This window comes from Micromonospora sp. RTGN7, assembly GCF_033804645.1.
Classification (GTDB): Bacteria; Actinomycetota; Actinomycetes; order Mycobacteriales; family Micromonosporaceae; genus Micromonospora.
The window spans coordinates 237,890-264,370 of record NZ_JAPZLF010000008.1 but is presented as its reverse complement, the minus strand read 5'-3'; the positions used below and the strand labels follow the sequence as shown (position 1 = coordinate 264,370).

The window sequence follows — 26,481 nt, the reverse complement described above, 5'->3', positions numbered from 1 at the left end:
AGCAGATCATGCGTATTGGCGTGCTCACCGGCGGCGGCGACTGCCCGGGTCTCAACGCGGTTATCCGGGCGGTGGTCCGCAAGGGCATCGCCACTTACGGTCACGAGTTCGTGGGCTTCCGGGACGGTTGGAAGGGCCCGCTGGAGGGCCTGTCCAAGCCCCTCGAGATCGCCGACGTGCGCGGCATCCTGCCCCGCGGCGGCACCATCCTCGGCTCGTCCCGCACCAACCCGTTCAAGATCGAGAACGGCGTCGAGCGGATCAAGGAGAACCTCGCAGCGCAGGGCGTGGACGCGCTGATCGCGATCGGCGGCGAGGACACCCTCGGTGTCGCCACCAAGCTGCACGAGCTGGGCGTCAACGTGATCGGCGTGCCGAAGACGATCGACAACGACCTCGGCGCCACCGACTACACCTTCGGCTTCGACACCGCCGTCAACATCGCGATGGAGGCGATCGACCGGCTGCACACCACCGCGGAGAGCCACCACCGCACCCTGGTCGTCGAGGTGATGGGCCGGCACGCCGGCTGGATCGCCCTGCACGCCGGCCTGGCCGGTGGCGCCAACGTCATCCTGCTGCCGGAGCGGAAGTTCGACGTCGAGCAGGTCGCCGGGTACGTCGAGAAGCGCTTCCAGCACCAGTACGCCCCGATCGTCGTGGTCGCCGAGGGCGCCCAGCCGCTCGACGGCCAGATGGTCCTGCACAACCAGGAGCTCGACTCGTTCGGCCACGTCCGCCTCGGCGGCATCGGCCAGTGGCTGGCCGAGCAGCTGGAGGCCAAGACCGGCAAGGAGGCGCGGACCGTCGTGCTGGGCCACATCCAGCGCGGTGGCACCCCGACCGCCTTCGACCGGGTGCTCGCCACCCGGCTCGGCCTCCACGCGATCGACGCGGTCCACGAGGGCGACTGGGGCAAGATGGTCGCCATGCAGAGCACGGACATCGTCCGGGTTCCGCTGGCCGATGCCACCCGCGAGCTGAAGACCGTGCCGCTGGAGCGGTACGAAGAGGCCGAGGTCTTCTTCGGCAGCTGACGCCCACGCGGCGCGGGCGGCGGGCACCCCCTCGACCGGGGTGCCCGCCGTACGCGCCGCCGGGTTCCGTCGGGATGGTCCAGGGCGTCCGCGGCGGGTGTTTCTCCCCGCGCGACGGCACCCCTGGAGCGATGCGAGGCGGGCGACGGAGGGGGTACGACGATGGCGGTCGGTGGGTACACCGTGGCGGTGATCGGGGCCGGCAAGATCGGCGAGCTGATGCTCTCCGGGCTGCTGCGGTCCGGGTGGCCGGTGGACCGGCTGATCGCCACGGCGCGGCGACCGAGCCGGGCCGAGGAACTGACCACCCGCTACGGCGTCCGGGTGGTCGACAACCTGACCGCGGTGGACGAGGCGGCGGTGCTGGCCATCTCCGTGAAGCCGCAGGATGCCGCCGCCCTGCTGGACGAGATCGGGCCGAAGGTGCCGGCCGACAAGCTGGTCATCTCGCTCTGCGCCGGCCTGCCGACCAGCTTCTTCAACCGGCGGCTGCCCGAGGGCACCCCGGTGGTCCGGGTCATGACCAACACCCCCGCACTGGTTGACGAGGCGATGAGCGCGATCTCGGCCGGCGCGCACGCCACCGGCGAGCACCTGGCTCTGGCCGAGGAGATGTTCTCCCCGCTGGGCGCGACCCTGCGGGTTCCCGAGTCCCAGCAGGACGCCGTGACGGCCCTGTCCGGTTCCGGGCCCGCGTACTTCTACCTGCTGGTCGAGGCGATGATCGACGCCGGCATCCTGCTCGGCCTGCCCCGGGAGGTCGCCCACGAGCTGATCGTGCAGACCGCGATCGGCTCCGCGGTGATGCTGCGCGACTCCGGCGAGCACCCGGTGAAGCTGCGTGAGGCGGTCACCTCGCCCGCCGGCACCACGATCTCCGCCATCCGGGAGCTGGAGAACCACGGCGTCCGCGCGGCCATGCTCGCTGCGCTGGAGGCGGCCCGCGACCGTGCCCGGGAGTTGGCCGCCCAGTCCGAGTAGGCCGTCGGGGTCCCCTCGGTGGGCGGGGCACGGCCCGCACCGGCGTGCCCCATACTGGCGCGGTGTTCACACTCGCCCAGGCGCGGTACCTGGTGGCCACCCTGCGCCCACGCATCGACGAGCTGATCCGACTCCGGGCTGACCTGGCCGAGCTGCGCATCGACCTCACCGACGGCGGACTGAGCCCGCTCGGCGGCCTGGCCGAGGTCAAGGGCCTGGAGGCCCGACTGCACGGGATTGTGGACGAGCTGCACGAGCACGCGATTCAGGTCAAGGGCATCGCCCCGGTGCTGCTGGACTTCCCCGGCGAGCGGGCCGGCCGACCGGTGCTGTGGTGCTGGCTGGAGGGCGACTCCGACGTGCGGTGGTACCACCGGGTCGAGTGCGGCTTCGCCGGCCGCCGTCCCGTGTGAACGGAAGGCGTCCGAACCACCCGGCCCGCGAGGCGCCGCTGCGCCGCCGCGATGTCATCCGCACTCACCAACCGCACGCGACGCAGCCTGGCCGCACCCTGGGCCGCCCCGCCCCGAGGTACGGTCCGATGGTGATCAACATTCGTCGCGCGGTCGTCGGGGACGCCGCCGAGATCGTCCGGCTCCGCGCCGTCATGCTGGCGTCGATGGACGAAGCGCCGCCCGCGCCCGGCCCGTGGCAGGAGTCGGCCCGGGAGACGCTGCGTGACCGGCTGGCCGAGCCGCAGGACGCGATGGGCGTCTTCGTCGTCGACAAGCCGGACCGGCCGGGGGAACTGGCCGCCGTCGCCGTGGGCACGATCGAGCGCCGGCTCGGCGGCCCGACCAACCCGAGCGGCCTGACCGGGTACGTCTTCAACGTCGTCACCGACCCGGGGTACCGGCGGCGGGGCTACTCGCGGGCCTGCCTGGAGGCGCTGCTCGACTGGTACCGCAGGCGCGGGGTGCGGAAGATCGACCTGCGGGCGTCGACGGAGGGCGAGCCGCTGTACCGGTCGCTCGGGTTCGTCCCCACCACCGGCCCGACGATGCGTCTGAACCTGCCGCCGGCCGACTGACGCCGTGCGGCGTGCGGCGTCAGGGGGCGGGCGTGCGGCGTCAGGGGTGCGGCCCCCCGCCCGGTTCACTCGCGCGGTTTTGCCTCCAGGGGCCACTGCGTGCTGACCGTCTCGTCCCGGCCCTGTCGGTCGAAGTAGCGCTGTAGGTCCCGGGACTGCTCGGCGTACCACCCGATCTGTGCCTGGTGCAGCAGGTCCGCCCGCATCCGGGCGATGTGCTCGTGGCGGGCCGCGATCGACCGGGCCATCTCGGCCGCAGCCCGCGCGTCGCTGGCCGCCTCGTGGGCGTTCGTGAGCGTGACCTCGTAGTACCGGCACAGATCGCCGAGCTGCTTACTGCCGTACCAGCGGGGCTCGACCTGCTTGTGCAGCACCGACGGGTCGATGATGACGGCTCGGTCCCAGTCGATCGCGGGCAGGCCGTGCCGGGCCAACTCCGTGTGCAGGGCCGTGACGTCGTACGGGGCGCAGAAGGCCACCAGCGGGATTCCGTCGGCGATCAGCTTGGCGACCGCCGTGCCCAGTTCCGCCAGCGCCTCCCGGGCGGGCTGGCCGCCGTCGCGGACCATCTCGTCGGTGATGCCGTGCCGGGCCGTCGCGTCGGCGGGGATCGGCACGCCCGGGTCGAGGAGCCACTCCTGTGTCGTGCCGTCCGAGTGGACCAGGGCGGCGGAGACGATCCGGGTCTGCATGGGCTCGGGCAGCGTGCCCTCAAGGTCGAAGCCCACCACCGGCAGGTCGTGCCACCCGGCGTGCGGGCCGATCGGCGGTGCGACCCGGACCGGGACACACCCGTGGTGATACGAGCTCCAGCGCCCGTCGACGTTGGCGGCCTGACCGGCGCCGGCCTCGACCGGTGCGCTGCACGTGCCGCAGCGCCCGGCGTACTTGTTGATCATCTCGGGAGTCTCCAGTGGCGTTGCTCGGAAGTCTGGAGATGATCTTCGAGCACGTGCCGGGTGGGCGTCTACCCGAGTGGAGTGCCGGGTTGGCGCCTTTTGCCACTCCGGACTGTTGCGGACCGAACCCCCCTATACCCCCCTGTCGGGGATCGGTGATCTTCCATTAAACCCTGATTCAGTGATACCTATCTCTCACCACCACTTCCCACCCCCAGGAGTGCACGTGCGGAGATCTCGTCTCGTAACCTTCGCCGTGAGTGTCGCGGCGACCCTCGGTGCCACGCTCACGCTTGCCGTCCCCGCCCAGGCATCGCCCAGTGACCGCTACGTCGCCCTCGGCGACTCGTACGCCTCCGGCGTGGGCGCGGACAGTTACACCTCCGAGAGCGGCTCCTGCAAGCGCAGCACCAACGCGTACTCGGCGCTCTACAACACCAACATCAAGCCCGCGTCGTACAAGTCGGTCGCCTGCTCCGGGGCGATCACCACGGACGTGATCAACAACCAGCTCTCGGCGCTGTCGTCGACCACCACGCTGGTCAGCGTCACCATCGGCGGCAACGACGTCGGCTTCTCCACCATCATGCAGACCTGTGTGCTCCAGGGCGAGAGCCAGTGCGTGGCCGCCGTGGCCGCCGCCGAGAACAAGGCGCGCACCGAGCTGCCCGGCAAGCTGGCGAACGTCTACAGCGGAATCAAGGCCAAGGCGCCCTCGGCCCGAGTGGTGGTCGTCGGCTACCCGGTCTTCTACCAGCTCGGCACGCCCTGCGTCGGGCTCACCACGACCTCCCGGACGAGGCTCAACGCGGGCATCAACCTGGTTGACGACATCATCCGCACCGCCGCCACCTCGGCCGGCTTCAAGTTCGCCGACGTGCGGTCGGCCTTCGTCGGTCACCAGCTGTGCAGCTACGGCGATAAGTGGATGCACGCCCTGAACTTCCTCAACATCGGCGTCTCGTACCACCCGACGAAGGCCGGCCAGGCCGGCGGCTACTACCCGGTGTTCCGCTCCGCCGCGGGCTGACCGAGCCGGCCGCGCCCCCACCGGCCATCGAGGCCGCGCCCCCACCGGCCATCGAGGCCGCGCCCCCACCGGCCATCGAGGCCGCGCCCCCACCCGTAGGTGAGGGCGCGGCCTCGCGTGCGTTCCGGGCGGCTACCCGGCGGTCACGCCGGCAGCACCTTCTCGATCGCCGCCCGCAGCTCGGGGGAGTCCGGCGCGACGGTCGGGGCGAACCGGGCGGCCACCGTGCCGTCCGGCGCCACCAGGAACTTCTCGAAGTTCCACCGCACGTCCCCGGTGTGCCCGTCGGCGTCCGGCGTGGCCACCAGCTCCGCGTAGAGCTGGTGCCGGGCCGGGCCGTTGACGTCCACCTTCTCCGTGAGCGGAAAGGTCACCCCGTAGTTGACCTGGCAGAACTCGTCGATCTCGGTGGCGGTGCCCGGCTCCTGGCCGGCGAACTGGTTGCACGGCACGCCGAGCACCACCAGGCCCCGGTCGGCGTAGGTCTCGTGCAGGGCCTGGAGGCCGGCGTACTGCGGGGTGAGGCCGCAGCGGGAGGCCACGTTCACCACCAGTAGCGCTCGGCCCCGGTGGCGGGCGAGGTCGGCCGGGCCACCGGTCAGTGCGTCGATCTGGGTGTCGAAGACGGTCATCCGCCGAGGCTACCGACCGGCCGCGACGGCCGGACGGGGCCCGGTTTCCGGGAGATCGACACATGTACATCTTGACGAAGTGATGACGCCGTGAGTAGCGTCTCACCATCCTTTAGGAAACTTTCCTAACTGTTGGGGAGACGCCAGATGAAGAGATCGTTCCGCCGGGCCCTATGGGCCGGCGCCGTGGTCGCGGTGACCGTCGCGGCGGTCCCAGTGACTTCGGCGTTCGGCGCCGGAAGTGTGACCGCCACGTTCGCCAAGGTGCAGGACTGGGGGACCGGTCACGAAGGCCGGGTGACCGTCGCCAACGACTCCGCCGCCAGCATCAGCACCTGGCGCATCGAGTTCGACCTGCCGGCCGGCACCACCATCAGCAGCGCCTGGGACGCCGACGTCACCAGCAGCGGCAACCACTACGTCGCAGTGAAGAAGAGCTGGGCCGGCCCGCTCGCCCCCGGGGCGAGCGCAAGCTGGGGCTACAACGGCGGCGGGGCGTACAAGGCGCCGCTGAACTGCACCATCAACGGCGCTCCGTGCGGCGGCGGCACCCCGCCCACCACCGCGCCGCCGACAACCGCACCGCCCACCACCGCCCCGCCGACCACGCCGCCCCCGACCACCCCGCCGCCGACCACGCCCCCGCCGCCGGGCGGCAAGAAGGTCGTCGGCTACTTCGCCGAGTGGGGCGTCTACGCCCGTAACTACCACGTCAAGAACATCCACACCAGCGGGTCCGCCGCGAAGATGACCCACATCCTGTACGCCTTCGGCAACACCGCCGGCGGTCGCTGCTCCATCGGCGACAGCTATGCCGACTACGACAAGGCGTACACCGCCGCGGACAGCGTCGACGGCGTCGCCGACACCTGGGACCAGCCGCTGCGCGGCAGCTTCAACCAGCTCCGCAAGCTGAAGAAGATGTACCCGCACCTCAAGGTCATCTACTCCGTCGGCGGCTGGACCTGGTCGGGCGGCTTCACCCAGGCCGCGCAGAACCCGGCCGCGTTCGCCGAGAGCTGCTACAACATGGTCGAGGACCCGCGCTGGGCGGACGTCTTCGACGGCATCGACGTCGACTGGGAGTACCCGAACGCCTGCGGCCTCACCTGTGACACCAGCGGCCCCAACGCCTTCAAGAACGTGATCGGCGCGTTGCGGACCAGGTTCGGCTCCTCGGCGCTGGTCACTGCGGCCATCACCGCCGACGGCAGCACCGGCGGCAAGATCGACGCCGCCGACTACGCCGGCGCGGCGCCGAACCTCAACTGGATCATGCCGATGACGTACGACTTCTTCGGCGCCTGGGCGGCGCAGGGTCCCACCGCCCCGCACTCGCCGCTCACCTCGTACGCGGGCATCCCGCAGCAGGGCTTCTGGAGCGACGCGGCGATCCAGAAGCTCAAGAGCAAGGGCATCCCGGCCGACAAGCTGCTGCTCGGCATCGGCTTCTACGGCCGGGGCTGGACCGGGGTCACCCAGGCCACCCCGGGCGGCACCGCCACCGGCGCGGCCCAGGGTACCTACGAAGCCGGCTTCGAGGACTACAAGGTCCTCAAGAACACCTGCCCGGCCACCGGCACCATCGCCGGCACCGCCTACGCCAAGTGCGGCAGCAACTGGTGGGGCTACGACAACCCGTCGACCATCGGCGGCAAGATGACGTACGCGAAGAACCAGGGCCTCGGTGGCGCGTTCTTCTGGGAGCTCTCCGGCGACACGAGCAACGGTGAGCTGATCGGCGCCATCAAGGGCGGCCTCGGCTGAGCCGAGGGCCGACGCAACACCCCACACGGCGGGGAGGGACCACGCACCGGTCCCTCCCCGCCCGCGTGCCGTCGACACCTCGACCGGTGGCCCGGGTACCGGGCACGGCCGGGGCGATGTGTCAGACTCGCGCATCGGCGTGTCCCCGGTGCCGGGGCCGAGGGGAGGGACGGATGGGCGTGACGAACTCCAGGACGACGCTCGCGGTGGCGCTCGCGATCCTGCCGTTCGCCCTCTTCGGCTGCGGGCTCGGCGACGACGAGAACGCGGTGGACCAGCCCGGCCGGGCGCCCGCCGAGGAGGCGGCCACCAAGGCCCGCGAGCGGGTGCAGGCGTACCTCGACGCGATGATCGCCAAGGACTCGGCAGCCGGGCGCAGTCAGCTCTGCGCCCCCGCCCAGGGGGCCTTCGACACCGCCGCCACCGGCCCGAACGGCGACTTCGCCGACCACTTCACCGTGACGGAGGCGGCCATCACCGACGTCCGTCCCGGGGCGGGCGGGCAGGAGGTCAGCACGTCGATCACCGTCAGCGCCGGTTCCCGCAAGGCCACCCGGCCGCTGCTGTTCACCGTCACCCGCGGCGGCGCCGACTGGTGCGTCGCGGCGGAGGCACCCGGCGGGCACACCCCGGAGCCCTCGGTCACCCCCTGACGGTCGCCGCGTGCGTCGGACCTCCCACCTTCCGGAACCGTCCCCCTCGCCGCCCGGCGCCTCCGGCGGTCGCCGTACGCTTTCTGTCATGCGCCATGAGTGGCACCAGTTGAGCCATCCCGCGGTGGGTAGCCAGGGCCTGCAGACCAGCCGTCCGACCGTCGACTCCGCCGAGGACGCAGCCCTCGGCCTGGACCGTTGGCGGGACCTGCCTCGCGCGCAGGTTCTGCCGTGGCCGGACCCGGCCCAGGTCGCGGAGGTCTGCAAGGTGCTCGACACCGTGCCGTCGGTCGTCGCGCCCTACGAGGTCGACCAGCTCCGGCGGAAGCTCGCCCTGGTCTGCGAGGGCAAGGCGTTCCTGCTCCAGGGCGGCGACTGCGCCGAGACCTTCGTCGACAACACCGAGGCCCACCTGCTGGCCAACGCCCGCACCCTGCTCCAGATGGCGATCGTGCTCACCTACGGTGCGTCCCTGCCGGTGGTCAAGGTCGCCCGGGTCGCCGGGCAGTACACCAAGCCCCGGTCGCTGCCGACCGACGCCCGTGGGCTGCCGGCCTACCGCGGCGACCTGATCAACTCCCTGGAGGCCACGCCGGAGGCGCGGGTCGCCGACCCGCAGCGCATGATCCGGGCGTACGCGAACTCGGCCGCCGCGATGAACATGCTCCGGGCGTACCTGGCCGGTGGGCTGGCCGACCTGCACGCGGTGCACGACTGGAACAAGGGCTTCGTCAAGAACTCCCCGGCCGGCGAGCGGTACGAGGCGATCGCCCGGGAGATAGACCGGGCGCTCGCCTTCATCAACGCCTGCGGGATGACCGAGGACGACGCGCTGCGCACCGTCACTCTCTACTGCTCCCACGAGGCCCTGGCCCTGGAGTACGACCGGGCGCTCACCCGGGTCTCCGACGAGCGCGCGTACGGCCTCTCCGGGCACTTCCTCTGGATCGGCGAGCGCACCCGGCAGATCGACGGGGCGCACATCGACTACATCTCCCGCATCGCCAACCCCATCGGCGTGAAGATCGGCCCGACCACCACCCCGGACGAGGCGATCGAGCTCTGCGAGAAGCTCAACCCGGAGAACATCCCCGGCCGGCTCACCCTGATCAGCCGGATGGGCAACCACCGGGTCCGCGACGCCCTGCCGCCGATCGTGTCGAAGGTCACCGCCGCCGGCGCCAAGGTCGTCTGGCAGTGCGACCCGATGCACGGCAACACCCACGAGTCCTCGAACGGCTACAAGACCCGGCACTTCGACCGGATCGTCGATGAGGTGCTCGGCTACTTCGAGGTGCACCGCGCCCTGCAGACCCACCCGGGCGGCCTGCACGTCGAGCTGACCGGCGAGAACGTCACCGAGTGCCTCGGCGGGGCCCAGGGCATCGAGGATCTCGACCTGCCCGACCGGTACGAGACCGCCTGCGACCCCCGACTGAACACCCAGCAGTCGCTGGAACTGGCCTTCCTGGTGGCGGAGATGCTCCGTGGCTGACGCGAGGAGTGAGCTTGCGAGCCCCGCAGTCGGTGGCCGAAGGGAAATCCATGGCTGACGCGTTCATCGACCTGCGCTCGGACACCGTGACCCGGCCCACCGCCGGGATGCGTGAGGCGATGGCCACCGCCGAGGTCGGCGACGACGTCTACGGCGAGGACCCGACGGTCAACGCGCTGGAGGCGGAGGTCGCCGCCCTCTTCGGGCACGAGGCGGCGCTGTTCGCCCCGACCGGCTCGATGGCCAACCAGATCGCCCTGCAACTGGCGGTGCCGCCCGGCGAGGAACTGCTCTGCGACGCCGACGCGCACGTCGTCACGTACGAGATCGGCGCGGCGGCGGCGTACGGCGGGATCTCCTCGCGGACGTGGCCGGCGGTCGGCGCGGACGTCGACCCCGACGTGGTCGCCGGGATGGTCCGCCCCGACGGCTACTTCGCGGTGCCGACCCGGGCCATCGCCGTGGAGCAGACCCACAACCGGGGCGGCGGCGGGGTGATCCCGCTGGCCACCCTCCGCGAGTTGCGCCGGGTCGCCGACGACGGCGGGCTGGACCTGCACTGCGACGGCGCCCGGATCTGGCACGCCCATGTGGCCGACCGGGTGCCGCTGGGCTCCTACGGCGCACTGTTCGACACCATGTCCGTCTGCCTGTCCAAGGGCCTAGGTGCCCCGGTCGGCTCGCTCGTGGTGGGCAGCGCGGAGAGGATCGAGCGGGCCCGCACGATCCGTAAGCGGATGGGCGGCGGGATGCGCCAGGCCGGGGTGCTCGCCGCCGCCGGCCGGTACGCCCTCGCGCACCACGTCGAGCGGCTCGCCGCCGACCACGCGAAGGCCGCCCGGCTGGCCGAGGCCCTCGCCCCGTTCGGGGTGCTCGCCACGACGGTGCGGACGAACATCGTCCCGCTGGACCTGACCAAATGCCCGCTGGACGCGCGAGGTCTGGCCGCCGCGGCCCGCGCCGAGGGCGTGCTGATGTCGGTGCTCGGCCCGCGTACCGCCCGCCTGGTCACCCACCTCGACGTCGACGACAGCGCCGTCGACCGGGCCGCCAGCACCCTCACCGCCCTTCTCCGGGGCTGACCCCCCCGCCCCGGTTTCTAGCGGTGGTGGAGGCGCCGGAGGGCGGCGATGTCGGCGGCGTGCCCCTGGTGCTTCTCCGTGGGGGTCTCCACCACGATCGGGACGCCCGCCGTGGCGGGGTGGGTCATCAGCTCGGCGAACGCCGGCTCGCCGATGCTGCCCTTGCCGATGTTCTCGTGCCGGTCCCGGGTCGAGCCGCACAGGTCCTTCGAGTCGTTGGCGTGCACCAACCGCAGCCGGCCCGGCCCCACCGTGGCGACCAGCGTGTCCAGGCACGCCGTCATGCCGCCCTCGGCGGCCAGGTCGTGGCCGGCCGCCCAGGCGTGGCAGGTGTCGAAGCAGACGCCCAGCCCGGGGTGCTGGTCCACCGCGTCCAGGTACGGGCCGAGTTGCTCCACCCGGGAGGCCAGTGACCGGCCGCCGCCCGCGCTCGGCTCGACCAGCAGCAGCGGACCGCCCGCCGCCACGGACTCGTCCAGCAGCGGCAGCAGCGCCTCGCGTACCTGGCGGATGGCCGCGTCGGCGTGCCCGGCGTCGACCGCGCTGCCGGCGTGGAACACCACCCCGGCCGCGCCGATCGACCGCCCCCGGCGCAGCGCGTGGGCCAGGGTCTGCGCCGACCGTTCGACCGTGGCCGGGGTGGGGGAGCCCAGGTTCACCAGCAGCGATGCGTGGATGAACACCGGCACGCCCCGCTCGGCGCAACCGTCGCGGAACAGCCCGTCCTGCGTCGGGTCGCCCGCCGGCAGTGCCCAGCCCCGGGAGTTGGAGACGTAGACCTGAACGGCCTGCGAGCCGGCGGCGTCGACGTACGGCAGGGCCGCCCTCGCCAGCCCGCCCGAGGTGGGGGTGTGCGAGCCGACCGGCCGGTGGGGCCCCGGCGACGGCATCCCTACAGACATCCGATCGTGACCTGGGTGCCGGGGGCCACCTGGGAGTTCTCGCCCGGGTTCTGGAACCGGACGGTGCCGTTCGGGTTGAACTGCACGTTCACCGGGAAGCCCTGGCTCTCCAACTGCTGCTTCGCCTGCTGACAGGGCAGGTCCACCACCCGGGGCACGACCACCGGGGCGGGGCCCTTGCTGACGTCCAGCTTGACCTGGGCGCCCTTCTCCACGCCGACCCCGTCCGTCGGGCTCTGCCCGAGGACCTCGTCCTTCGGCTTGTCCGAGTCCTTGTACGTCTCGACCGGTACCAGGCCGAGCTGGGCCAGCGCGGCCCGGGCCTCGTTGATGTTCTTGCCGACCAGGAGCGGCACCGAGATAGGGGCCTTGCCCTTGCTCAGGATGACGGTGACCTTCTCGCCCGGCTTCACCTCGGCGCCGACCTTCGGGTTGGTGTCCACCACCACGCCCTCCGGCAGGTTGTCGTCGTAGCGCGGGGTGCCCTTGGCCACCACCAGCTTGACGTTGAGCAGGTCGGCCTCGGCCAGGTCGAACGCCTTGCCGACCACGTCCGGCACGGGGAACCGCTCCGGCCCCAGCGACAGGGTGAGGGTGATGGTGCCACCCTTGAGGATCCGGGCGGCTGAGGCGGGGGTCTGCCCCACCACGCCGTCGCGCGGGACCTGCTCGTCGTAGCGGGGCTCGCCGAACGCCAGGGCGAAGCCGGCCCGGGTCGCCTGCGACTGCGCCTCGGCCTTGGTGAGGCTGACCAGCTGCGGGGCCACCGTGTACCGGCCCACCCCGAACCACCAGCCGGTGAGCGCGGCGATCAGGCCCAGCACGACCACGGCCGCGAGGACGCCCTTGCGCCCCCGCGGGTCGCCCATGATCCGGGCACGCAGCGCGCCGAGCCGGGCGCCCGGTCCGCCGCCCGCCGGCTCGGCCCGGCGGCGGTGCGGGCGTTCCTCCTTGTGCTCGGGCAGCCGCGCCCAGGCCGGACGCTCGGCGGGCCGTACCGTCGCGACCATCATTGTCGGCTGCCCCACCGAGTTGGGGTCGTCGGCCACCGCGCGGAGCACGGCGGTGTGCGCGTTCGCGTCGCCCAGGTCGTCCCGGGCGACCTGGACCTCGGCCAGCAGGGCGCCGGCGTCGGTCGGCCGTGCCCCCGGGTCCCGTCGGGTGGCCCGGGCGACGAGCTCGTCGAGCGACCTCGGCAGGCCGGGCACCAGCGTCGAGGGGGCCGGCACGTCGTTGTCGACGTGTTGCCAGGCGACGTCCACCGGCCGGTCGCCGTCGTACGGGACCCGGCCGGTGAGCATCTCGAAGAGCACGATGCCGGCCGAGTAGACGTCGGTGCGGGTGTCCGAGCGCCCGTCGGTGACCAGCTCCGGCGCGACGTACGCCACCGTGGCCATGAGCTGGTTGCCCGGCTCCTCCTCGGCGCTGGCCTCCACGGCCCGGGCCAGCCCGAAGTCGGCGACCTTGACCACGCTGTCGACCAGGTTGGCGACGCCTCCGGTGGGCGCCTCGGCGACCAGCACGTTCTCCGGCTTGATGTCGCGGTGCACCACACCGGCCCGGTGCGCGGCGGCGATCGCGGCGAGCATCTGCTCCATGATCGCCAGCGTCTCGTCCGGCTTGAGTCGGCGCCGCTCGGCGAGCACGTCGCGCAGCGTCCGGCCGCGCACATACTCCATCACCAGGTACGGCAGGCCGGCGTGGGTGCCCTGGTCGTAGACCGCCACCACGTTCGGGTGGGTCAGTCGGGCGATGGTCTTCGCTTCGTCGGTGAACCGCTCGACGAAGCCGGCCATCCGGGCCCGCGCCTCGGGTGCCTGAGTCGGGTGAATGATCTTGACTGCGACGGTGCGCTCCAGGCGCTCGTCGGTGGCGGTGTACACGGTCGCCATGCCGCCACGAGCCACGCGACCGCGAATGCGGTAGCGCCCGTCGATCAGCGAGCCCAGCAACGTGTCGGCGACCTGTGTGTCCATCGGCAGGCAGTCTATGTGTCCAGAGGGTCGAGGATGAACAGGATGCTACAGGCGGGTGGCCCGCGAGCTTGCCCCGCCGGGTTCGCGTCGCCCGGCGGGGCCGTCGACGGGTCGTCCGGGCGGGTCGAGGGGGTGCCCCTCACCGTCGCTGCCGGCGACGTGGCAGGGTGATCGGGTGACCGACTCCGTACCCTCCGACCAGGCCGCCTCCGACCTCGCCGGCCCGACCGATCCGGCCGGGTGGCTGAACCTGCCGGACGTCGCCGAGCGCCTCGACCTGTCGATCAGCAAGGTCCATCAGATGATCCGGGACCGGGAGCTGCTCGCGGTGCGTCGCGGCGGCATCCGCCGGATCCCCGCCGAGCTGGTGGCCAATGAGATCGTGCTCAAGCACCTGCCCGGGGTGCTCACCCTGCTGGCCGACAACGGCTACGACGACGAGGCGGTGCTGCGCTGGCTCTACGAGCCGGACGACACCCTCTCCGGGGGCACCCCGGCCGCCACCCTCGGCGGCGACCACGCCCGCGAGGTCAAGCGCCGCGCCCAGGCGCTCGGCTTCTGACCGCTGCCCACCCCGCCCGCCCCTGTGCCCCGCCGTGCCGGCGAGGTGGGCGGGCGAGGTGGGCCGGTCGAGCCGCGGTCAGTCAGCGCGGCGGGTCGCGGCGACGGCGAGGTCGACCAGGGCCTGCCGGGCCTCGGTCGCCAGGTCCACGGCGGCCAGCGCCGTGAGCGCCGCGTCGGTCAGGGTGGCGATGCGCTCCTCGGTGCGGGCCAGCGCCCCGGTCGAGGCGATCAGCTCGCGCAGCCGGGCCACCCCGTCGGAGTCCAGGCCGGGGTCCCCGAGTTGGCCCAGCAGCAGCTTCCGACCCGCGTCGTCGGTGGCCGCCACGGCCGCCGCGATCAGGTACGTCCGTTTTCCCTCGCGCAGGTCGTCACCGGCCGGCTTGCCGGTCCGCGCCGGGTCGCCGAACACCCCCAGCACGTCGTCGCGGAGCTGGAACGCCTCGCCCAGCGGCAACCCGTACGCCGAGTAGGCCGCCCGCACCTCCGTCGACGCGTCGGCCAGCGCGGCGCCCAGCAGCAGCGGACGCTCGACGGTGTACTTGGCCGACTTGTACCGGGCGACCTTGCTCGCGCGCTCCAGCGAGGTGTCGCCGGTCACCTGGGTGAGCACGTCGAGGTACTGCCCGACGGTGACCTCGGTGCGCATCTCGTCGAAGACCGGCCGGGCCCGGGCGACGATCCGTGGGTCCAGCCCGGCGGAGTGCAGCACCTCGTCGGACCAGACCAGGCAGAGGTCGCCGAGCAGGATCGCCGCCGCGTCGCCGAAGCCGTCGGGGTCCCCGCCCCACCCGGCCCGGCGGTGCCGGGCGGCGAACCGCCGGTGCACCGCCGGCTCGCCGCGCCGGGTGTCCGAGCGGTCCATCAGGTCGTCGTGGATCAGCGCGCTGGCCTGCACGAACTCCAGCGCGGCCAGGGCGGTGACCACCTGGTCCGAGTCGACCCCGCCGGCACCCCGGAACCCCCAGTACGCGAAGGCCGGACGCAGTCGTTTGCCGCCGCCCAGCACGAACGCCTCGATCGCCTCGGCCACCGGCACCAGGGCCTCGTCGACGGCTGTCATCCAGCTGCGCTGGCCGGCCAGGAACTCGTTCAGGGCCTTGTCGATCCGTTGACGCAGGCCGGCGCGGTCGACGGGGGACACGGGAGCAGCGTGGGTCACGCCCCGACGCTAGCGGGTCATCTCCGACGGTGCCGCATCAGCGGCCCGTGACGCGCCGTGGGCCACCCTGGCCGCCGAGCGCGTCGCGTCGGGTTCAGCGCCTGCTCGCGAGTGGTGGCCGCCGGCCCGGGGCGCCGCGCTGCCGGGTCGCCGGTTCGCGGGCGTGTTGTCGTGTCGCCGGTTCGTGGGCGTGCCGTCGATGGCGGCGGCGCGTCTCGGCGGGCTGGCCGGCTGCGCCCGGCCGCCTCGGCCAGCAGTTCGACCGGCACGGCGAGGACCACGGCCAGCCACCCCAGCCAGAAGGCCCCCGGCACGCGGAGCTGCCGCTCCCAGCGGGACACCTCGTGCCGGCTCAGCGTGGGCACGCCCGAGGCGGCGCAGAGCTCGGCGGCGAGGAGCTGCTGACTGCGGCCCCGGTCCAGCCGGAGCCGGGCGAGCAGCGGCCCGAGCAGCTCGGGGCCGGGTGGCATGGGCGGCGTCATCGGTCCTCCGGGAGGGGGTCGGCGCGGTGACGGCGCGAAACCTGCCCGCACGGGCGGGACCGGTGCGCCGCCGGTCGGTGTTGACCCCCGCGCGGGCCCCTCGGGCGCCGGCTCCCACCGGCCCCGTCCGCGCTACCCACCTGTCTACCCCGGGGGTACGACGGTCTGCCCGCCGGTTGTCGTGAGCATGGTGCAGCACCCGTACGCCTGCCGGTCCTGGCCCGCGCCGGCCCTCCCCGCGTCGTCGGGGTCTGTCCGGAGCTCGCGGTGGACGATGCGAATTCGCTCGTGCGGCGGTCGGAATTCACTCGCGAGACGGTCGCGTCAGGTGGGAAGGCTCTGGGTTCGTACGGCGCTGGCCGCTAGGATCCAGGCGTGGCGCTCGGTCTTCCCTCGGTCCTCCCCAATCCGCAGCCGGCGATCGGGGAGCTGATTCGCGACGGCCAACCGACCTTCTCCTTCGAGTTCTTCCCGCCGAAGACGGCGCAGGGCGAGCGGCTGCTCTGGCAGGCCATCCGCGAGCTGGAGTCGCTGCGCCCGTCGTTCGTCTCGATCACCTACGGCGCCGGCGGCTCGACCCGGGACACCACGGTCGCGGTGACCGAGCGGATCGCCACCGAGACCACCCTGCTGCCGATGGCGCACCTCACCGCGGTCAACCACTCCGTCGCCGAGCTGCGTAACGTCATCGGCCGGCTGGCCGGTGTCGGCGTGCGCAACATGCTGGTGGTGCGGGGCGACCCGCCCGGTGACCCGGGCGGCGAGTGGGTCCGCCACCCCGAGGGCGTGCTCTACGCCGAGGACCTGGTCCGGCTGGTCCGCGACGCGGGCGACTTCAGCGTGGGGGTGGCCGCCTTCCCGTACAAGCATCCGCGCTCGGCCGACGTGGCCGGCGACACGGCGAACTTCGTCCGCAAGTGCCGGGCCGGCGCGGAGTTCGCGATCACCCAGATGTTCTTCGACGCCGACGACTACCTGCGGCTGCGGGACCGGGTGGCCGCGGCCGGCTGTGACACCCCCATCCTGGCCGGGGTTATGCCGGTCACCCAGTTGAGCACGATCGAGCGCTCCGTGCAGCTCTCCGGTGCGCCCTTCCCGCCGGCCCTGGCCGCGCGGTTCGCCGAGGTCGCCGACGACCCGGAGGCGGTCCGCCGGCTCGGCATCGAACAGGCGGCCGGGATGTGTCGGCGGCTGCTCGGCGAGGGCGTCCCCGGGATCCACTTCATCACCCTCAACCGATCCACCGCTACCCGCGAGGTGTGGCAGCAGTTGCAGGTCGGCGCGAAGGTGTGACCCCCGGGGCGCGACACCTGGGCGCCGATGCGACGGTTGATCAGTGGTGGGCACTCAGCTGAACTGGGACGAGTACGCGACGGCATGGGCGCGGCTGCACGGGGGCTTCGATCCCCGGGCGGCGGCCCCGGTGGTCCGCGCCTGGCTGCGGTTCGCCTACCACGTCGGGTACGTGCTGGGCCGGCTGCGGGTCACCCCCACCGCCGTCACCGTGTCGGGCGTGCTGCTCTGCCTCTGCGTGCCGCTGTTCGCCGTCCGGCCGGTGAACGGGCCGATCATCGGGGCGCTGTTCGTGCTGGCCGCCTCGGTGGCCGACAGCGTCGACGGGGCGGTGGCGGTGGCCACCAACCGCACCACCCGGCTCGGCTACGTCTACGACTCGGTGGCCGACCGGCTCGGTGAGGTCGCCTGGCTGGCCGCGTTCTGGCTGTTGGGCGCGCCGGGCGCGTTGGTCGTCGCCGCCGGCGGGCTGTCCTGGCTGCACGAGTACGTCCGGGCCCGGGCGGTCTCGGCCGGGATGCGGGAGCTCGGCGCGGTGACCGTGGGGGAGCGGCCCGCCCGGGTCTGCGTGGCACTGGTCGGCCTGTTGCTGGCCGGGGCGGCCGGGCTGATCGACCCGGACCTGACCGCCGGCACCATCACCATGGCCACCGCCGTCTGGGTGCTGCTCGCCGGCTTCGGCCTGGGCCAACTCCTCTCCACCGTCCGCCGCGCCCTAACCGACACCCCCTAACCCCACCCCACCCCCACGACGCCGCGCACTTTCAGGGTGGGGGGGTTACCCCCAGGCGGGGCCGATCTCGTCGGCGACTATTTGGGCGGAGAGGGTGACCATCGGGAGGCCGCCGCCGGGGTGGGTGGAGCCGCCGACCAGCCACAGCCCCGCCACGGGCCCACGGTTGGCGGGGCGGAGCAGGCCGCCGGCCGTGCCGTAGATCGAGCCGCCCGGGGCGCCGGTGGCGGCGTCCAGGTCGGCCGGGGTGCGGACCTCCCTGAACACCAGCCGGTCCCGCACGTCCACGCCCCGCTCGGCGAGCACATCGAGGATCCGGTCGGCGTACGCGTCGGCCAGGCCAGGCCGGCGCCAGTCCACCGCACCCGTCGCGGTGCCGTGGCGGGCGGCGTTGACTAGCACGAACCACGCCTCGTGCCCCTCGGGGCGCACAGTCGGGTCGTCGGCCACGGTGACGAAGACCGTCGGGTCCGTGGCAGGGCGGGCCCGGATCCCGCGCCCGGGGTCGCCGAAGACCGCGTCGAACTCGGCGTCGTAGTCGCGGGGAAAGAAGACGTTGTGGTGCGCCAGCCCGGTCTCGCCGGCCACCCCGAGCAGCAGCACGAAACCGGCGAGGCTGCGGTCGGTGAGCCCGGCCAGCCGGCGCGGGCTGGGCAGCAGGTCCCGGTAGACGGTCACCGCGTCCACGTTGGCCACCACCACGTCGGCGGCCACGGGCGCGGCGACGCCGGCGAGGCGTACCCCGTGCACCCGGCCGCCCGCGGCGTCGATCCGGGTGACCGTGGTGCCGGTCCGCACGACCACGCCCAGATCCAGGCAGCGGGTCAGCAACGCGTCGGCGAGGGTGCCCAGGCCGCCGCGCAGGTACCAGCCGCCGAACGTCAGTTCGGCGTACGGCACGGCGGCCAGCGCGGCCGGGGCCCGGCGCGGGTCGGCCCCGGTGTACGTGGCGTACCGGTCCAGCAGCATCCGCAGCCGGGGGTCGGACAGGTACCGGCGGCCCAGCCCGCGCAGGGTGCGGCCGGGGCCGATCGCGGCGAGGTCGCCCAGTCGCCAGGCCAGCGTGGCGAGGTCCAGCGGGGAGTCGACGGCCCGGCGCAGGATGTCGGAGTGTGAGGCGTCCCAGACCCGGGCGGCTCGGCGCCACAGCCGCTGCCAGTCGGCGGCGGCCCGGTCGCCGAACGCCGCGCCGATACGGCCGGCGAACTCGGCCGGGTCGGCGCAGGAGTCGAGCGGGGACCCGCCGCCGGGGAAGACGTGCCGGACGATCGGATTCAGCGGCGTCAGGTCGAGGTACTCGTCGAGCTTCGCCCCGGTCGCCTCGAACAGGTCGTGGAAGACCTCCGGCAGGGTGAGCAGGCTCGGCCCGGTGTCGAAGTGGAACGATCCGGCCGGGGTGTCGTGGACGTACCGGCCGAGCTTGCCGCCGACCGTGTCGGCCCGCTCGAGGACGGTGACCTGGTGCCCGGTGGCGGCCAACCGGGCGGCGGTGGCCAACCCACCCACCCCGGCGCCGACGACCACGATCCGCGCCATGACGTGCCTCCTAGCTGACCGGGCGGCCGCGCCAGGACAGGCGGCGCCGCTTCCGCAGATGGTACGACCGCGCGGTCAGCCAACCGAGGACCACGACCGACACGGGGTGGCCGAGCGCGTCGGGCCACCACCGGCCCCCGGTGGCGCGGGCGCTGACCACCCGCCCGGCCGCCCCGAGCAGCCAGGCGAGCAGGGCCAGGGCCGCAACCGCCGGCGCGCCCGCCGCGAGGGCCGCCAGGGCGATCAGTGGGGGAGCGGCGTACAGCAGGAGCAGCAGGGCCAGCACGGCCACCGCCGCGCCCGGGTGGCCGAAGGACGCCCACAGCGACTTGGTGTAGCCGTCGCGCAGCTGCGGCCAGTCGTCGTACATCCGGCAGGACGCCAGCCGGGAACCGTCGGCCAGGGCGATCCGGCCGCCGGACCGCTTGACCGCCCGGGCCAGCTCGATGTCCTCCAGGATCTTCTCGCGCACCGCGGCGTGCCCGCCGGCGGCGTCGTAGCCGGCCCGGTCCACCACCAGGAACTGCCCCCCGGCCGCGGCGAGCGACGGCCGCGGCGAGCGCTCCATCGCCCGCAGCGGCAGGAAGGTCAGCCAGAGCCACTGCAACAGCGGCTGCACCAGCCGGTCGGCCGCCGTCCGGGTCACAATCCGGGGGTACGGCGACAGCAGCGTCACCCGCGCGGCGCGCAACTCGGCCACGGCCGCCGCCACCGCGTACGGGGCGAGCACCACGTCGGCGTCGACGAAGGCCAGCGCGGTGGCGGCCGGGTCGGCCCGGCCGGCGAGCTGGTGGCAGGCGTGCGGCTTGCCCAACCAGCCCGGCGGCGGGGCGAGGCCGGTGAGCAGGGTGACCCGGCGGTCGTCGCCGGCCACCGCCCGGACCACGTCGGCGGTGCCGTCGGTGGAGCCGTCGTCGAGCACCACGATCCGCAGGTCGGGCACGCCCCGCTGGGCGAGCAGCCCGCGCAGGCACGGGGTCAGGCGGTCGGCCTCGTCGCGCAGCGGCAGCAGCACCGCGACGGTCTCGGCGACCTCGACCGGCCCGTCGGCGGGACGACGCAGCCACCGGGAGGCGTTGACCCAGGTGTGCAGGGTGAGCACGGCGACGCCCGCGACCAGGAGCAGGACGCCGGTCATGCGGTGGCGTCGACGGGCCGGCGCGGTCGGCGTTCGTGGCGCTCGCGGCCCAGCGTCAGGGCCAACGGCACGGCGGCCACCGCCATGCCGGCCGCGCCCCACGCCGCCGAGGCGGGCAGGCCGAGGAAGACCGCGTGGGCCAGGATGCTGGAGAAGTACGTCCACAGGTAGAGCGCGAACATCGGGGCGTCCCGGGAGTCGGTGTGGTCGATCACCGGCCCGGCCAGCGGGCGCAGCGCCGCCATCAGGAGCACCGCGAAGAGCAGCCAGCCGAGGTAGTTGCTGACCGGGACGCCGGGCAGGCCGGGCAGCGCGGGGGTGGCGTTCCGCCAGACCCAGTACCCCTCGGCGACCATCTGCGGGTCGAGGAAGAGGTCCCACGCGGCCAGCCCGACGGCTGCCAGCGCCACCCGACCGATGCCGGGTGAGACGAGCCGGGCCGCCGTCAGCCAGGTCGGCCAGGCCATCCAGGTCCAGGCGAGGGGGATGATCAGCGGCACCCCGGCCAGCTTCGGGCCCAGCTCGCCCGAGTAGTCGTAGCTGCCGAACGGGAAGCCGGTGGCCACCCCCAGGGCCTCGATGGCGAAGCCGCCGCCGGTGGCCACGGCGACCAGCGCCACCGCCGTACGGGGGCCCCGGCTCAGCAGCGCGTGGCCGACCGAGAGCAGGTACCCGAGCACGACGGTGGCCACGGTCAGCCCGGCCCGGGTGGTGCCGGCGGTCAGCGGATAGCAGATCTGGGCGAGGACCAGCACGCCCAGTCCCGCCCAGGGCAGCCGGCGACGGATCACGGCACGCTGGGGCCCGGGGCGGAGGCCGTCCGGTCCGCCGGGGCCTGCGGGGTGAGCGGGAGGCCCCGGCCGAGGATGCCGAACGGGCGTTCGTCGCCGGGGAAGTGGAAGTGGCGCAGCAGGTCGACGAAGCCGAACCGGCGGTACAGCCGCCAGGCCCGGGAGCGTTGCTCGTCGGCCTCGGGGGTGGACAGCAGGGCGGTGCTGCCCGGTGCCATGGTGAGCAGGGCGGTGAGCTGCCGGGAGCCCAGGCCGAGGCCCTGGGCGGGCGGCCGGACGTGCAGCTCGACCACTTCGAAGCAGTCGGTGAGCCAGTGCTGCCGGGCGTCGCCGTCCAGCGCCCGGTGCACCTGGTCGTGCCACCACTGGCCGGGGGAGCCGAGGTAGCCGTACCCGAAGCCCGCCAGGTGGCCCTCGGAGGTGAGGCTGGCGACGGCGCGGAAGCCGGGGCGGCGTACGTGGGTGGCGATGTAGCCGCGCCGGGCCGCCAACAGATCCGTGCGGTAGTTCATCGCCTCGCCGTAGACGGCCACCACGTCGTCCAGCCGCCGGAACAGATCGTCCGGCGTCCAGCGCACCAACCTCATGCCCGCCCATCCTTCGCCGTTCCCGGGTCGCTGTCGGCCACCCAACCCAGCACCGACCGGTCGCCGACCACGTCGCGCACCTCGAACCGCGCGAAGAGTTCCTCCGCGTACCACCCCTCTGTGGGGGTGCGCGTGATCGCGGCGCGGTGCTCGGGGTGACGGTACGCGAACGCGACGAGGTCCGCCGCGTCGCGCCACACGCTGACCGTGCCCTGCCAGCCCAGCGGGGCCTCGCCGACGCCGAACCGGGCCAGCAGCCCGGGCGCGTCGTGCAGGGCGGCGGCCACCGGGGGGATCGCCCGCCAGAAGGTGGCCGCCCGGCGGGCCCGCAGCCGGGCCCGGGTCAGCGCCAGCACCGGGCCGGCAACCCGGCCGCCGGACGGCTCGCCGAACGGGCGCCGCCCCGACCACTCGCCCCGGCTGGTCAGCGGGCGCAGTTCCAGCCGGGCCGAGGAGTGGGCGAGCCGGGCCCAGGAGCGGCCCACCGGCGAGTCGTCGAAGCCGGCCGCGTCGGCCGGGGAGTCCCAGACCGTCAGCACCGCCCAGCGGGTCAGGTCGGCGTCGCCGGGGCCGAAGCCGGTGCCGGTCCCGGTGCCGAGCAGCTTGCCGAATCGCACCCCGGGGGTGCGGCGCAGGCGCGGCGGGTGCGTCGCCATCCGGGCCAGCGCCCCCGGCAGCGCGGCCCGACCGATCCGCCAGACGTGCAGGGTCACCAGCTCGGGGGCGTCGCTCACGCCACCCCGGCCGGGGTGGCGGCGGTGATCCGGAGCAGCTCCGCGTACGTGCTGGGGAGGGCCGCCCGGGGCACCCCGCCGATCACCTGGCCGGTGCGCTTCCGGACGAAACCGGGTGGGTGTGAATGCATGCCGTCCATTCTCCCCGTTCGGTTCCCGCCAGCTCCCAGGGGCGACCCGCCTGCGGGCCGGCCGGCCACCGTAGCCGTTGCGCCGCGCCCTCCGTCACACGTTGCTTTTTCGTCCGGGGAGGGGTGTACTGTCAGCAGCAGTTAGAACGAGTGTTCGATTGACTCGAACATTCGTTCCAACAGTCCGGGCGGTGTTTCGCGGCGCCGATCCCGGGCGGTGCGGCTCCGCGGGCCGCCTCTGGGTCCCGGGCAGGCGCGAGGCCGGGCCCGGCAGGCAGGGGCGTGGGGGGCCGCCCCCCCCCCCCCCCCCGCCGCCGCCGCCCCCCCCCCCCGGCCGCCGCCGGGGGGGGTTGGGGGGGGGGACCCCACCCCCCCCCGCCCGGCCCCACCCGGTGCGTCTTCCTCCGCACCACTCGACCGGCCTGCGCGCCGGCGGCCCTCCCGGTCGCCGCGCCCGGCCCCGGCCACGTGGAGGAGACAGCCCATGCCGACCAATCCGGCCCAGCCACCGACGGTGCCGGCACACGTGCTGCCGCACCGCACCCCGGCCCAGCTTCTCGCGGTGGCCCGTCACGGGCTGGCGGAGGCCGCCCGGACCGCCCCCGACGGGCTGCGCTACGCGACCGCCCACCTGGCCGCGCTCCGCGCTGCCGCAGCCCTGCTCGCCGCCCGGGCCCGTCCCGCGCCGACCCGGCGTCACCGGATCACCAGCGTCTGGGTCCTGCTCTCGAGCGTCGCCCCCGAGCTCGACGAGTGGGCGGCGTTCTTCGCCGCCGCCGCAGGCAAGCGCGCCGCCGCCGAGGCCGGCATCCCCCGGGTGGTCAGCGCCCGGGAGGCCGACGACCTGCTCCGGGCCGCCGAGCAGTTCGTGACGGTGGTGGAGACCGCTCTCGGGCTGGCTCATCAGCCGGCACTGGACGGCCTAGCCGCCTGAGCCCCCTGCTCACGCGCCGGACCGCGCACCACGACATCAGCACGACGAGCACGACGGGCACGACGGGGGGTAGGTCCGATGGCGGGCCGCATGGTGGTCGGTTCCGCCGCGCTCGCGGGCCTGGTACGTCCGGCGAGCGCGGACCCGGCCGGTGGACACCGGATGCTCCCGGTGGCCCCTGAGCTGACCGGCCTGCTGCCCAATCGAGGGCTGCGCCGGGGCAGCACGATCGCGATCGCCACCGGCCAGCCCCGGCACAGCGGTGGCACCTCGCTGGTGCTGGCGCTGCTCGCCGAGGCGTCCCGGGCCGGCTCGTGGTGTGCCGTGGTGGGGGTGCCGACCTTCGGCGCGGGCGCGGCGGCCGAGGCCGGGATAGCGCTGGACCGGCTGGCCCTGGTGCCGCAGCCGGGGCCGGACTGGCCCACCGTCGTCGCCGCGCTGATCGACGGGGTGGACGTGGTGGTCGCCGCCGTGCCGGCCGCCGTCTCCGCCTCGATCGCCAACCGGCTGGCCGCCCGGGCCCGGCAGCGCGGCAGCGTGCTCGTCCCGTACGGCCGCTGGGACGGCGCGGACGTCACCTTGCAGGTGGTCAGGGGCGTCTGGGAAGGGCTGGGGCAGGGCCGGGGCCGGCTGCGCCGACGCGAGGTCACCGTCGCGGCCCGGGGGCGGGGCGCGGCGGCCCGGCCCAAGGAGATCAAGGTATGGCTCCCCGGCGACGGGCTCACCCGGGTCATCCCCCGTTCGGCCACCGTCCCGGCCGCCTCCGTCACCGGCCGGTCGACCGCCGGTCGACTCCGCCCGGTGCCTGCGGTGCCCACCCCTGACGCCCCGCCCCACCATCGCCCGCTCACCCTGGTCGGCCCCCCGTGACCGGGACGCCGACCCGCACCCTGCTGCTCTGGTGCCCGGACTGGCCGGTGCTCGCCGCCGAGATCGTCGATGGGGTGCCGGCCACCGGGCCGGTCGCCGTACTGCACGCCAACCGGGTGGTCGCCTGCTCCGAGCGGGCCCGCGCCGAGGGCGTCCGTCGAGGGCTGCGCAAGCGGGAGGCGCAGGGGCGCTGCCCGCAGTTGACCGTCGTCGACCACGATCCGGGGCGGGACGCCCGGGCGTTCGAGCCCGTGGTCGCCGCCGTCGAGGAGGTCGCCGCCGGGGTCGAGGTGGTCCGTCCCGGGGCCTGCGCGCTGGCCGCGCGTGGCCCGAGCCGTTACCTCGGCGGTGAGGAGGCGGCCGCCGAGCGGATCATCGAGCACATCGCCCAGACCTGCGCGGTGGAGAGCCAGGTGGGGATCGCCGACGGGGTGTTCGCCGCAGGCTTGGCCGCCCGAGCCGGGCGGGTGGTGCCCGTCGGCGGTACGCCCGGGTTCCTGGCCGGGCTGCCGGTGGAGGCGCTCGGCCGGCCGGCCCTGGCCGACCTGCTGCGACGGCTCGGCGTCCGCACCCTCGGGGACTTCGCCGCGCTGCCGGGTGGGGACGTACTGGCCCGGTTCGGCTTCGACGGCGCGCTGGCCCACCGGCTCGCCGCCGGCCGGGACCACCGGCCGTTGGCCGTCCGCCAGCCCCCGGCCGACCTGGCGGTCACCACCGACTACGACGAACCGATCGACCGGGTGGACGCGGCTGCCTTCGCCGCCCGCACGTTGGCCGAGCAACTGCACGACCGGCTCGCCGCGCACGGCTTGGCCTGCACCCGGCTCGGCATTGAGGCGGTCACCGCGCACGGCCAGGAACTGCACCGGGTCTGGCGACATGACGGCCTGCTCACCGCCGCGGCCATCGCTGACCGGGTGCGCTGGCAGTTGGACGGCTGGCTCTCCGGCAGTTCCGGCCGGTCCGGCGCCCGCCCGGCCCGGCCGACGGCCGGAATCATCCGCCTGCGACTGGTGCCCGACGGGGTGCTTGCCCAGGCCGGCCTGCAACCCGGGCTGTGGGGGGAGAGGGGCGAGGAACGGGAGCGGGCGCACCGGGCGTTGAGCCGGGTGCAGGGCATCCTCGGCCCCGAGGCGGTGGTCACCGCGGTACTCGGCGGCGGGCGGTCCCCGGCCGACCAGGTGCGGCTCGTGCCCTGGGGTGACGAGCGGTTGCCCGCCCGCCCCGGCGCGCCGAGTGAGGTTGGTCGGTCCCGTGATGCCGGTCCGACCGACCGGACCGGGCAGCCCGACCGGACGGGGCGGTCTGGTGGGACGGGGCGGTCTGGTGGGACCGGGCGGTCGGGTGGGGTGGTGCGGTCGGCGTTGCCCCCGTGGCCGGGACGCCTTCCGCCGCCGGCACCGGCCGTGGTGCTTCCCGCGCCGCTCGCCGCGACCGTGCATGACGCCGTCGGTGAGCCGGTCGGGGTGAGCGCCCGGCTTCTGCTCACTGCGGCTCCGGCCCGGCTGGTCGTCGGTACGGCCCAGCCGGTGGAGATCGTCGGGTGGGCCGGCCCGTGGCCGGTCGACGAGCGTTGGTGGGCACCGGCCGAGGCGTGCCGCCGGGCCAGGTTCCAGGTCTGTCTGGCCGACGGCACCGCCCTCCTGCTGGCGGTCGAGTCCGGCCAGTGGTTGGTCGAAGCGATCTATGACTGACCGGCGAGTCGCCACCCCTGCGGATCTTGGAAGATTTCGGCCCCTCCAGGGGCCGAAATCTTCCAAGATCTCCACTGATGTCGGTGGGGCGGGCCGGTGAGCTTTCACCACCCGGAGCTGCCGTGGTCGGAGCTGGAGCGGGTGCTCTCCGGTCGGTCCGGTGCCGGAAAGCCGGGCGACGGGCGAACGGGGGTGAGCCCGGTGCGGGCCGGCTCGGCTGGCACCAACTCGGCCGGGATCGCCTCGGCCAGGGCCGACTCGGCTGGCACCGGCTCGGCCGGGATCGCCCCGACCGGGGTAGGCGTGGGCGGGCGTGGCGCGGACGACGGGAGCGGGGTCTCGGCCACCGCT

26 protein-coding genes and 1 pseudogene are annotated in these 26,481 nt (G+C 74.1%); 15 read left to right on the top strand and 12 right to left on the bottom strand.

Annotated elements, in window-relative coordinates:
- The first annotated feature begins 8 nt into the window (after nt 1-8).
- From SNR22_RS14725 to SNR22_RS14710, 4 genes are all read left to right on the top strand, one after another.
- Complete coding sequence (locus tag SNR22_RS14725; RefSeq protein WP_320067114.1) at nt 9-1,037, top strand: 6-phosphofructokinase; 1,029 nt, start codon at nt 9-11, stop codon at nt 1,035-1,037.
- Between the two features lie 162 nt (nt 1,038-1,199).
- Nucleotides 1,200-2,018 carry a pyrroline-5-carboxylate reductase gene (gene proC / locus SNR22_RS14720; protein ID WP_320067113.1) on the top strand — a complete coding sequence of 273 codons (819 nt, stop codon included), beginning with the start codon at nt 1,200-1,202 and terminating at the stop codon, nt 2,016-2,018.
- 62 nt (nt 2,019-2,080) lie between these two features.
- Nucleotides 2,081-2,431 (top strand): DUF2203 domain-containing protein, encoded by a 351-nt coding sequence (locus tag SNR22_RS14715; RefSeq protein WP_320067112.1) that lies wholly within the window; start codon nt 2,081-2,083, stop codon nt 2,429-2,431.
- A gap of 128 nt (nt 2,432-2,559) precedes the next feature.
- A complete protein-coding gene (locus SNR22_RS14710) occupies nt 2,560-3,048 on the top strand; it encodes a GNAT family N-acetyltransferase (RefSeq protein WP_320067111.1) in 489 nt (162 codons plus the stop codon).
- A gap of 65 nt (nt 3,049-3,113) precedes the next feature.
- Here SNR22_RS14710 and SNR22_RS14705 read toward each other — a convergent pair whose 3' ends face one another.
- Nucleotides 3,114-3,947 (bottom strand): exonuclease domain-containing protein, encoded by an 834-nt coding sequence (locus tag SNR22_RS14705; RefSeq protein WP_320067110.1) that lies wholly within the window; start codon nt 3,945-3,947, stop codon nt 3,114-3,116.
- Nucleotides 3,948-4,203: 256 nt separating this feature from the next.
- Here SNR22_RS14705 and SNR22_RS14700 point away from each other — a divergent pair, with 256 nt between their 5' ends.
- The gene (locus tag SNR22_RS14700) at nt 4,204-4,977 is read left to right on the top strand and encodes an SGNH/GDSL hydrolase family protein (protein ID WP_320067109.1); all 774 of its coding nucleotides are present in this window, start codon (nt 4,204-4,206) and stop codon (nt 4,975-4,977) included.
- 143 nt (nt 4,978-5,120) lie between these two features.
- Here SNR22_RS14700 and SNR22_RS14695 read toward each other — a convergent pair whose 3' ends face one another.
- Nucleotides 5,121-5,609, bottom strand: coding sequence for a glutathione peroxidase (locus SNR22_RS14695; protein ID WP_320067108.1), 489 nt, complete (start codon nt 5,607-5,609; stop codon nt 5,121-5,123).
- Between the two features lie 147 nt (nt 5,610-5,756).
- Here SNR22_RS14695 and SNR22_RS14690 point away from each other — a divergent pair, with 147 nt between their 5' ends.
- The 4 genes from SNR22_RS14690 (at nt 5,757) to SNR22_RS14675 (ending at nt 10,606) form a co-directional block, all read left to right on the top strand.
- A complete protein-coding gene (locus SNR22_RS14690; RefSeq protein WP_320067107.1) occupies nt 5,757-7,376 on the top strand; it encodes a glycosyl hydrolase family 18 protein in 1,620 nt (539 codons plus the stop codon).
- A gap of 173 nt (nt 7,377-7,549) precedes the next feature.
- Nucleotides 7,550-8,029 (top strand): hypothetical protein, encoded by a 480-nt coding sequence (locus SNR22_RS14685; protein WP_320067106.1) that lies wholly within the window; start codon nt 7,550-7,552, stop codon nt 8,027-8,029.
- A gap of 88 nt (nt 8,030-8,117) precedes the next feature.
- Nucleotides 8,118-9,524: a class II 3-deoxy-7-phosphoheptulonate synthase gene (locus SNR22_RS14680; RefSeq protein WP_320067105.1), complete on the top strand. Its 1,407-nt coding sequence runs from the start codon at nt 8,118-8,120 to the stop codon at nt 9,522-9,524.
- A 50-nt stretch (nt 9,525-9,574) separates the two neighbouring features.
- Nucleotides 9,575-10,606, top strand: a complete 1,032-nt coding sequence (locus SNR22_RS14675; protein WP_320067104.1) for a GntG family PLP-dependent aldolase — start codon at nt 9,575-9,577, stop codon at nt 10,604-10,606.
- A 17-nt stretch (nt 10,607-10,623) separates the two neighbouring features.
- On the opposite strand, the gene SNR22_RS14670 is transcribed toward SNR22_RS14675, so the two are convergent.
- On the bottom strand, nt 10,624-11,496 hold the full coding sequence (locus tag SNR22_RS14670; RefSeq protein WP_320067175.1) for a deoxyribonuclease IV: 873 nt from the start codon (nt 11,494-11,496) through the stop codon (nt 10,624-10,626).
- Between the two features lie 2 nt (nt 11,497-11,498).
- The gene (gene pknB / locus SNR22_RS14665) at nt 11,499-13,484 is read right to left on the bottom strand and encodes a Stk1 family PASTA domain-containing Ser/Thr kinase (protein ID WP_320067103.1); all 1,986 of its coding nucleotides are present in this window, start codon (nt 13,482-13,484) and stop codon (nt 11,499-11,501) included.
- A gap of 175 nt (nt 13,485-13,659) precedes the next feature.
- On the opposite strand from pknB, the gene SNR22_RS14660 reads away from it, so the two are divergent.
- Nucleotides 13,660-14,046 (top strand): Rv2175c family DNA-binding protein, encoded by a 387-nt coding sequence (locus SNR22_RS14660; protein WP_320067102.1) that lies wholly within the window; start codon nt 13,660-13,662, stop codon nt 14,044-14,046.
- A gap of 78 nt (nt 14,047-14,124) precedes the next feature.
- On the opposite strand, the gene SNR22_RS14655 is transcribed toward SNR22_RS14660, so the two are convergent.
- Together SNR22_RS14655 and SNR22_RS14650 are read right to left on the bottom strand one after the other, a co-directional pair.
- A complete protein-coding gene (locus SNR22_RS14655) occupies nt 14,125-15,207 on the bottom strand; it encodes a polyprenyl synthetase family protein (protein WP_320067101.1) in 1,083 nt (360 codons plus the stop codon).
- 17 nt (nt 15,208-15,224) lie between these two features.
- Nucleotides 15,225-15,689: a helix-turn-helix domain-containing protein gene (locus SNR22_RS14650; protein ID WP_320067100.1), complete on the bottom strand. Its 465-nt coding sequence runs from the start codon at nt 15,687-15,689 to the stop codon at nt 15,225-15,227.
- A 375-nt stretch (nt 15,690-16,064) separates the two neighbouring features.
- Between SNR22_RS14650 and metF the strand changes: the two genes are divergently transcribed.
- The gene (metF, locus tag SNR22_RS14645) at nt 16,065-16,982 is read left to right on the top strand and encodes a methylenetetrahydrofolate reductase [NAD(P)H] (protein ID WP_320067099.1); all 918 of its coding nucleotides are present in this window, start codon (nt 16,065-16,067) and stop codon (nt 16,980-16,982) included.
- A 43-nt stretch (nt 16,983-17,025) separates the two neighbouring features.
- A complete protein-coding gene (locus SNR22_RS14640; RefSeq protein WP_320067098.1) occupies nt 17,026-17,715 on the top strand; it encodes a CDP-alcohol phosphatidyltransferase family protein in 690 nt (229 codons plus the stop codon).
- A gap of 45 nt (nt 17,716-17,760) precedes the next feature.
- Here SNR22_RS14640 and SNR22_RS14635 read toward each other — a convergent pair whose 3' ends face one another.
- The 6 genes and pseudogenes from SNR22_RS14635 to SNR22_RS14610 all read right to left on the bottom strand — a co-directional run.
- Entirely contained in the window at nt 17,761-19,251 is a 1,491-nt protein-coding gene (locus tag SNR22_RS14635) for a phytoene desaturase family protein (RefSeq protein ID WP_320067097.1), read from the bottom strand.
- 10 nt (nt 19,252-19,261) lie between these two features.
- Nucleotides 19,262-20,389, bottom strand: coding sequence for a glycosyltransferase family 2 protein (locus SNR22_RS14630; protein WP_320067096.1), 1,128 nt, complete (start codon nt 20,387-20,389; stop codon nt 19,262-19,264).
- Nucleotides 20,386-21,177 carry a carotenoid biosynthesis protein gene (locus tag SNR22_RS14625; RefSeq protein WP_413775641.1) on the bottom strand — a complete coding sequence of 264 codons (792 nt, stop codon included), beginning with the start codon at nt 21,175-21,177 and terminating at the stop codon, nt 20,386-20,388. The genes SNR22_RS14630 and SNR22_RS14625 overlap by 4 nt, the downstream gene beginning before the upstream one ends.
- Nucleotides 21,177-21,767: a GNAT family N-acetyltransferase gene (locus tag SNR22_RS14620; RefSeq protein ID WP_320067094.1), complete on the bottom strand. Its 591-nt coding sequence runs from the start codon at nt 21,765-21,767 to the stop codon at nt 21,177-21,179. Before SNR22_RS14620 ends, SNR22_RS14625 begins: the two co-directional genes overlap by 1 nt.
- Nucleotides 21,764-22,501 carry a monooxygenase gene (locus SNR22_RS14615; protein ID WP_320067093.1) on the bottom strand — a complete coding sequence of 246 codons (738 nt, stop codon included), beginning with the start codon at nt 22,499-22,501 and terminating at the stop codon, nt 21,764-21,766. Before SNR22_RS14615 ends, SNR22_RS14620 begins: the two co-directional genes overlap by 4 nt.
- Nucleotides 22,498-22,617 (bottom strand): annotated as a pseudogene (locus SNR22_RS14610) (YbaK/EbsC family protein); the annotation flags it as partial. The gene SNR22_RS14615 and the pseudogene SNR22_RS14610, both read right to left, overlap by 4 nt.
- 499 nt (nt 22,618-23,116) lie before the next feature.
- Between SNR22_RS14610 and SNR22_RS14605 the strand changes: the two are divergent.
- The 3 genes from SNR22_RS14605 to SNR22_RS14595 all read left to right on the top strand — a co-directional run bounded on the left by SNR22_RS14605 (nt 23,117) and on the right by SNR22_RS14595 (nt 26,130).
- Nucleotides 23,117-23,566, top strand: a complete 450-nt coding sequence (locus SNR22_RS14605) for an SAV_6107 family HEPN domain-containing protein (RefSeq protein ID WP_320067091.1) — start codon at nt 23,117-23,119, stop codon at nt 23,564-23,566.
- A 78-nt stretch (nt 23,567-23,644) separates the two neighbouring features.
- A complete protein-coding gene (locus SNR22_RS14600) occupies nt 23,645-24,436 on the top strand; it encodes a hypothetical protein (protein ID WP_320067090.1) in 792 nt (263 codons plus the stop codon).
- Nucleotides 24,433-26,130 (top strand): DNA polymerase Y family protein, encoded by a 1,698-nt coding sequence (locus SNR22_RS14595; protein ID WP_320067089.1) that lies wholly within the window; start codon nt 24,433-24,435, stop codon nt 26,128-26,130. The genes SNR22_RS14600 and SNR22_RS14595 overlap by 4 nt, the downstream gene beginning before the upstream one ends.
- The last annotated feature ends 351 nt before the right edge of the window (nt 26,131-26,481 follow it).

Bases quoted from the DNA above. Each gene is read 5' to 3' on its own strand.
- SNR22_RS14725 (WP_320067114.1), top strand. From the start codon at position 9: ATGCGTATTGGCGTGCTCACCGGCGGCGGCGACTGCCCGGGTCTCAAC.
- proC (WP_320067113.1), top strand. From the start codon at position 1,200: ATGGCGGTCGGTGGGTACACCGTGGCGGTGATCGGGGCCGGCAAGATC.
- SNR22_RS14710 (WP_320067111.1), top strand. From the start codon at position 2,560: ATGGTGATCAACATTCGTCGCGCGGTCGTCGGGGACGCCGCCGAGATC.
- SNR22_RS14705 (WP_320067110.1), bottom strand. From the start codon at position 3,947: ATGATCAACAAGTACGCCGGGCGCTGCGGCACGTGCAGCGCACCGGTC.
- SNR22_RS14695 (WP_320067108.1), bottom strand. From the start codon at position 5,609: ATGACCGTCTTCGACACCCAGATCGACGCACTGACCGGTGGCCCGGCC.
- SNR22_RS14690 (WP_320067107.1), top strand. From the start codon at position 5,757: ATGAAGAGATCGTTCCGCCGGGCCCTATGGGCCGGCGCCGTGGTCGCG.
- SNR22_RS14685 (WP_320067106.1), top strand. From the start codon at position 7,550: ATGGGCGTGACGAACTCCAGGACGACGCTCGCGGTGGCGCTCGCGATC.
- SNR22_RS14680 (WP_320067105.1), top strand. From the start codon at position 8,118: ATGCGCCATGAGTGGCACCAGTTGAGCCATCCCGCGGTGGGTAGCCAG.
- SNR22_RS14675 (WP_320067104.1), top strand. From the start codon at position 9,575: ATGGCTGACGCGTTCATCGACCTGCGCTCGGACACCGTGACCCGGCCC.
- SNR22_RS14670 (WP_320067175.1), bottom strand. From the start codon at position 11,496: ATGCCGTCGCCGGGGCCCCACCGGCCGGTCGGCTCGCACACCCCCACC.
- pknB (WP_320067103.1), bottom strand. From the start codon at position 13,484: ATGGACACACAGGTCGCCGACACGTTGCTGGGCTCGCTGATCGACGGG.
- SNR22_RS14650 (WP_320067100.1), bottom strand. From the start codon at position 15,689: ATGACGCCGCCCATGCCACCCGGCCCCGAGCTGCTCGGGCCGCTGCTC.
- SNR22_RS14635 (WP_320067097.1), bottom strand. From the start codon at position 19,251: ATGGCGCGGATCGTGGTCGTCGGCGCCGGGGTGGGTGGGTTGGCCACC.
- SNR22_RS14630 (WP_320067096.1), bottom strand. From the start codon at position 20,389: ATGACCGGCGTCCTGCTCCTGGTCGCGGGCGTCGCCGTGCTCACCCTG.
- SNR22_RS14620 (WP_320067094.1), bottom strand. From the start codon at position 21,767: ATGAGGTTGGTGCGCTGGACGCCGGACGATCTGTTCCGGCGGCTGGAC.
- SNR22_RS14605 (WP_320067091.1), top strand. From the start codon at position 23,117: ATGCCGACCAATCCGGCCCAGCCACCGACGGTGCCGGCACACGTGCTG.
- SNR22_RS14600 (WP_320067090.1), top strand. From the start codon at position 23,645: ATGGCGGGCCGCATGGTGGTCGGTTCCGCCGCGCTCGCGGGCCTGGTA.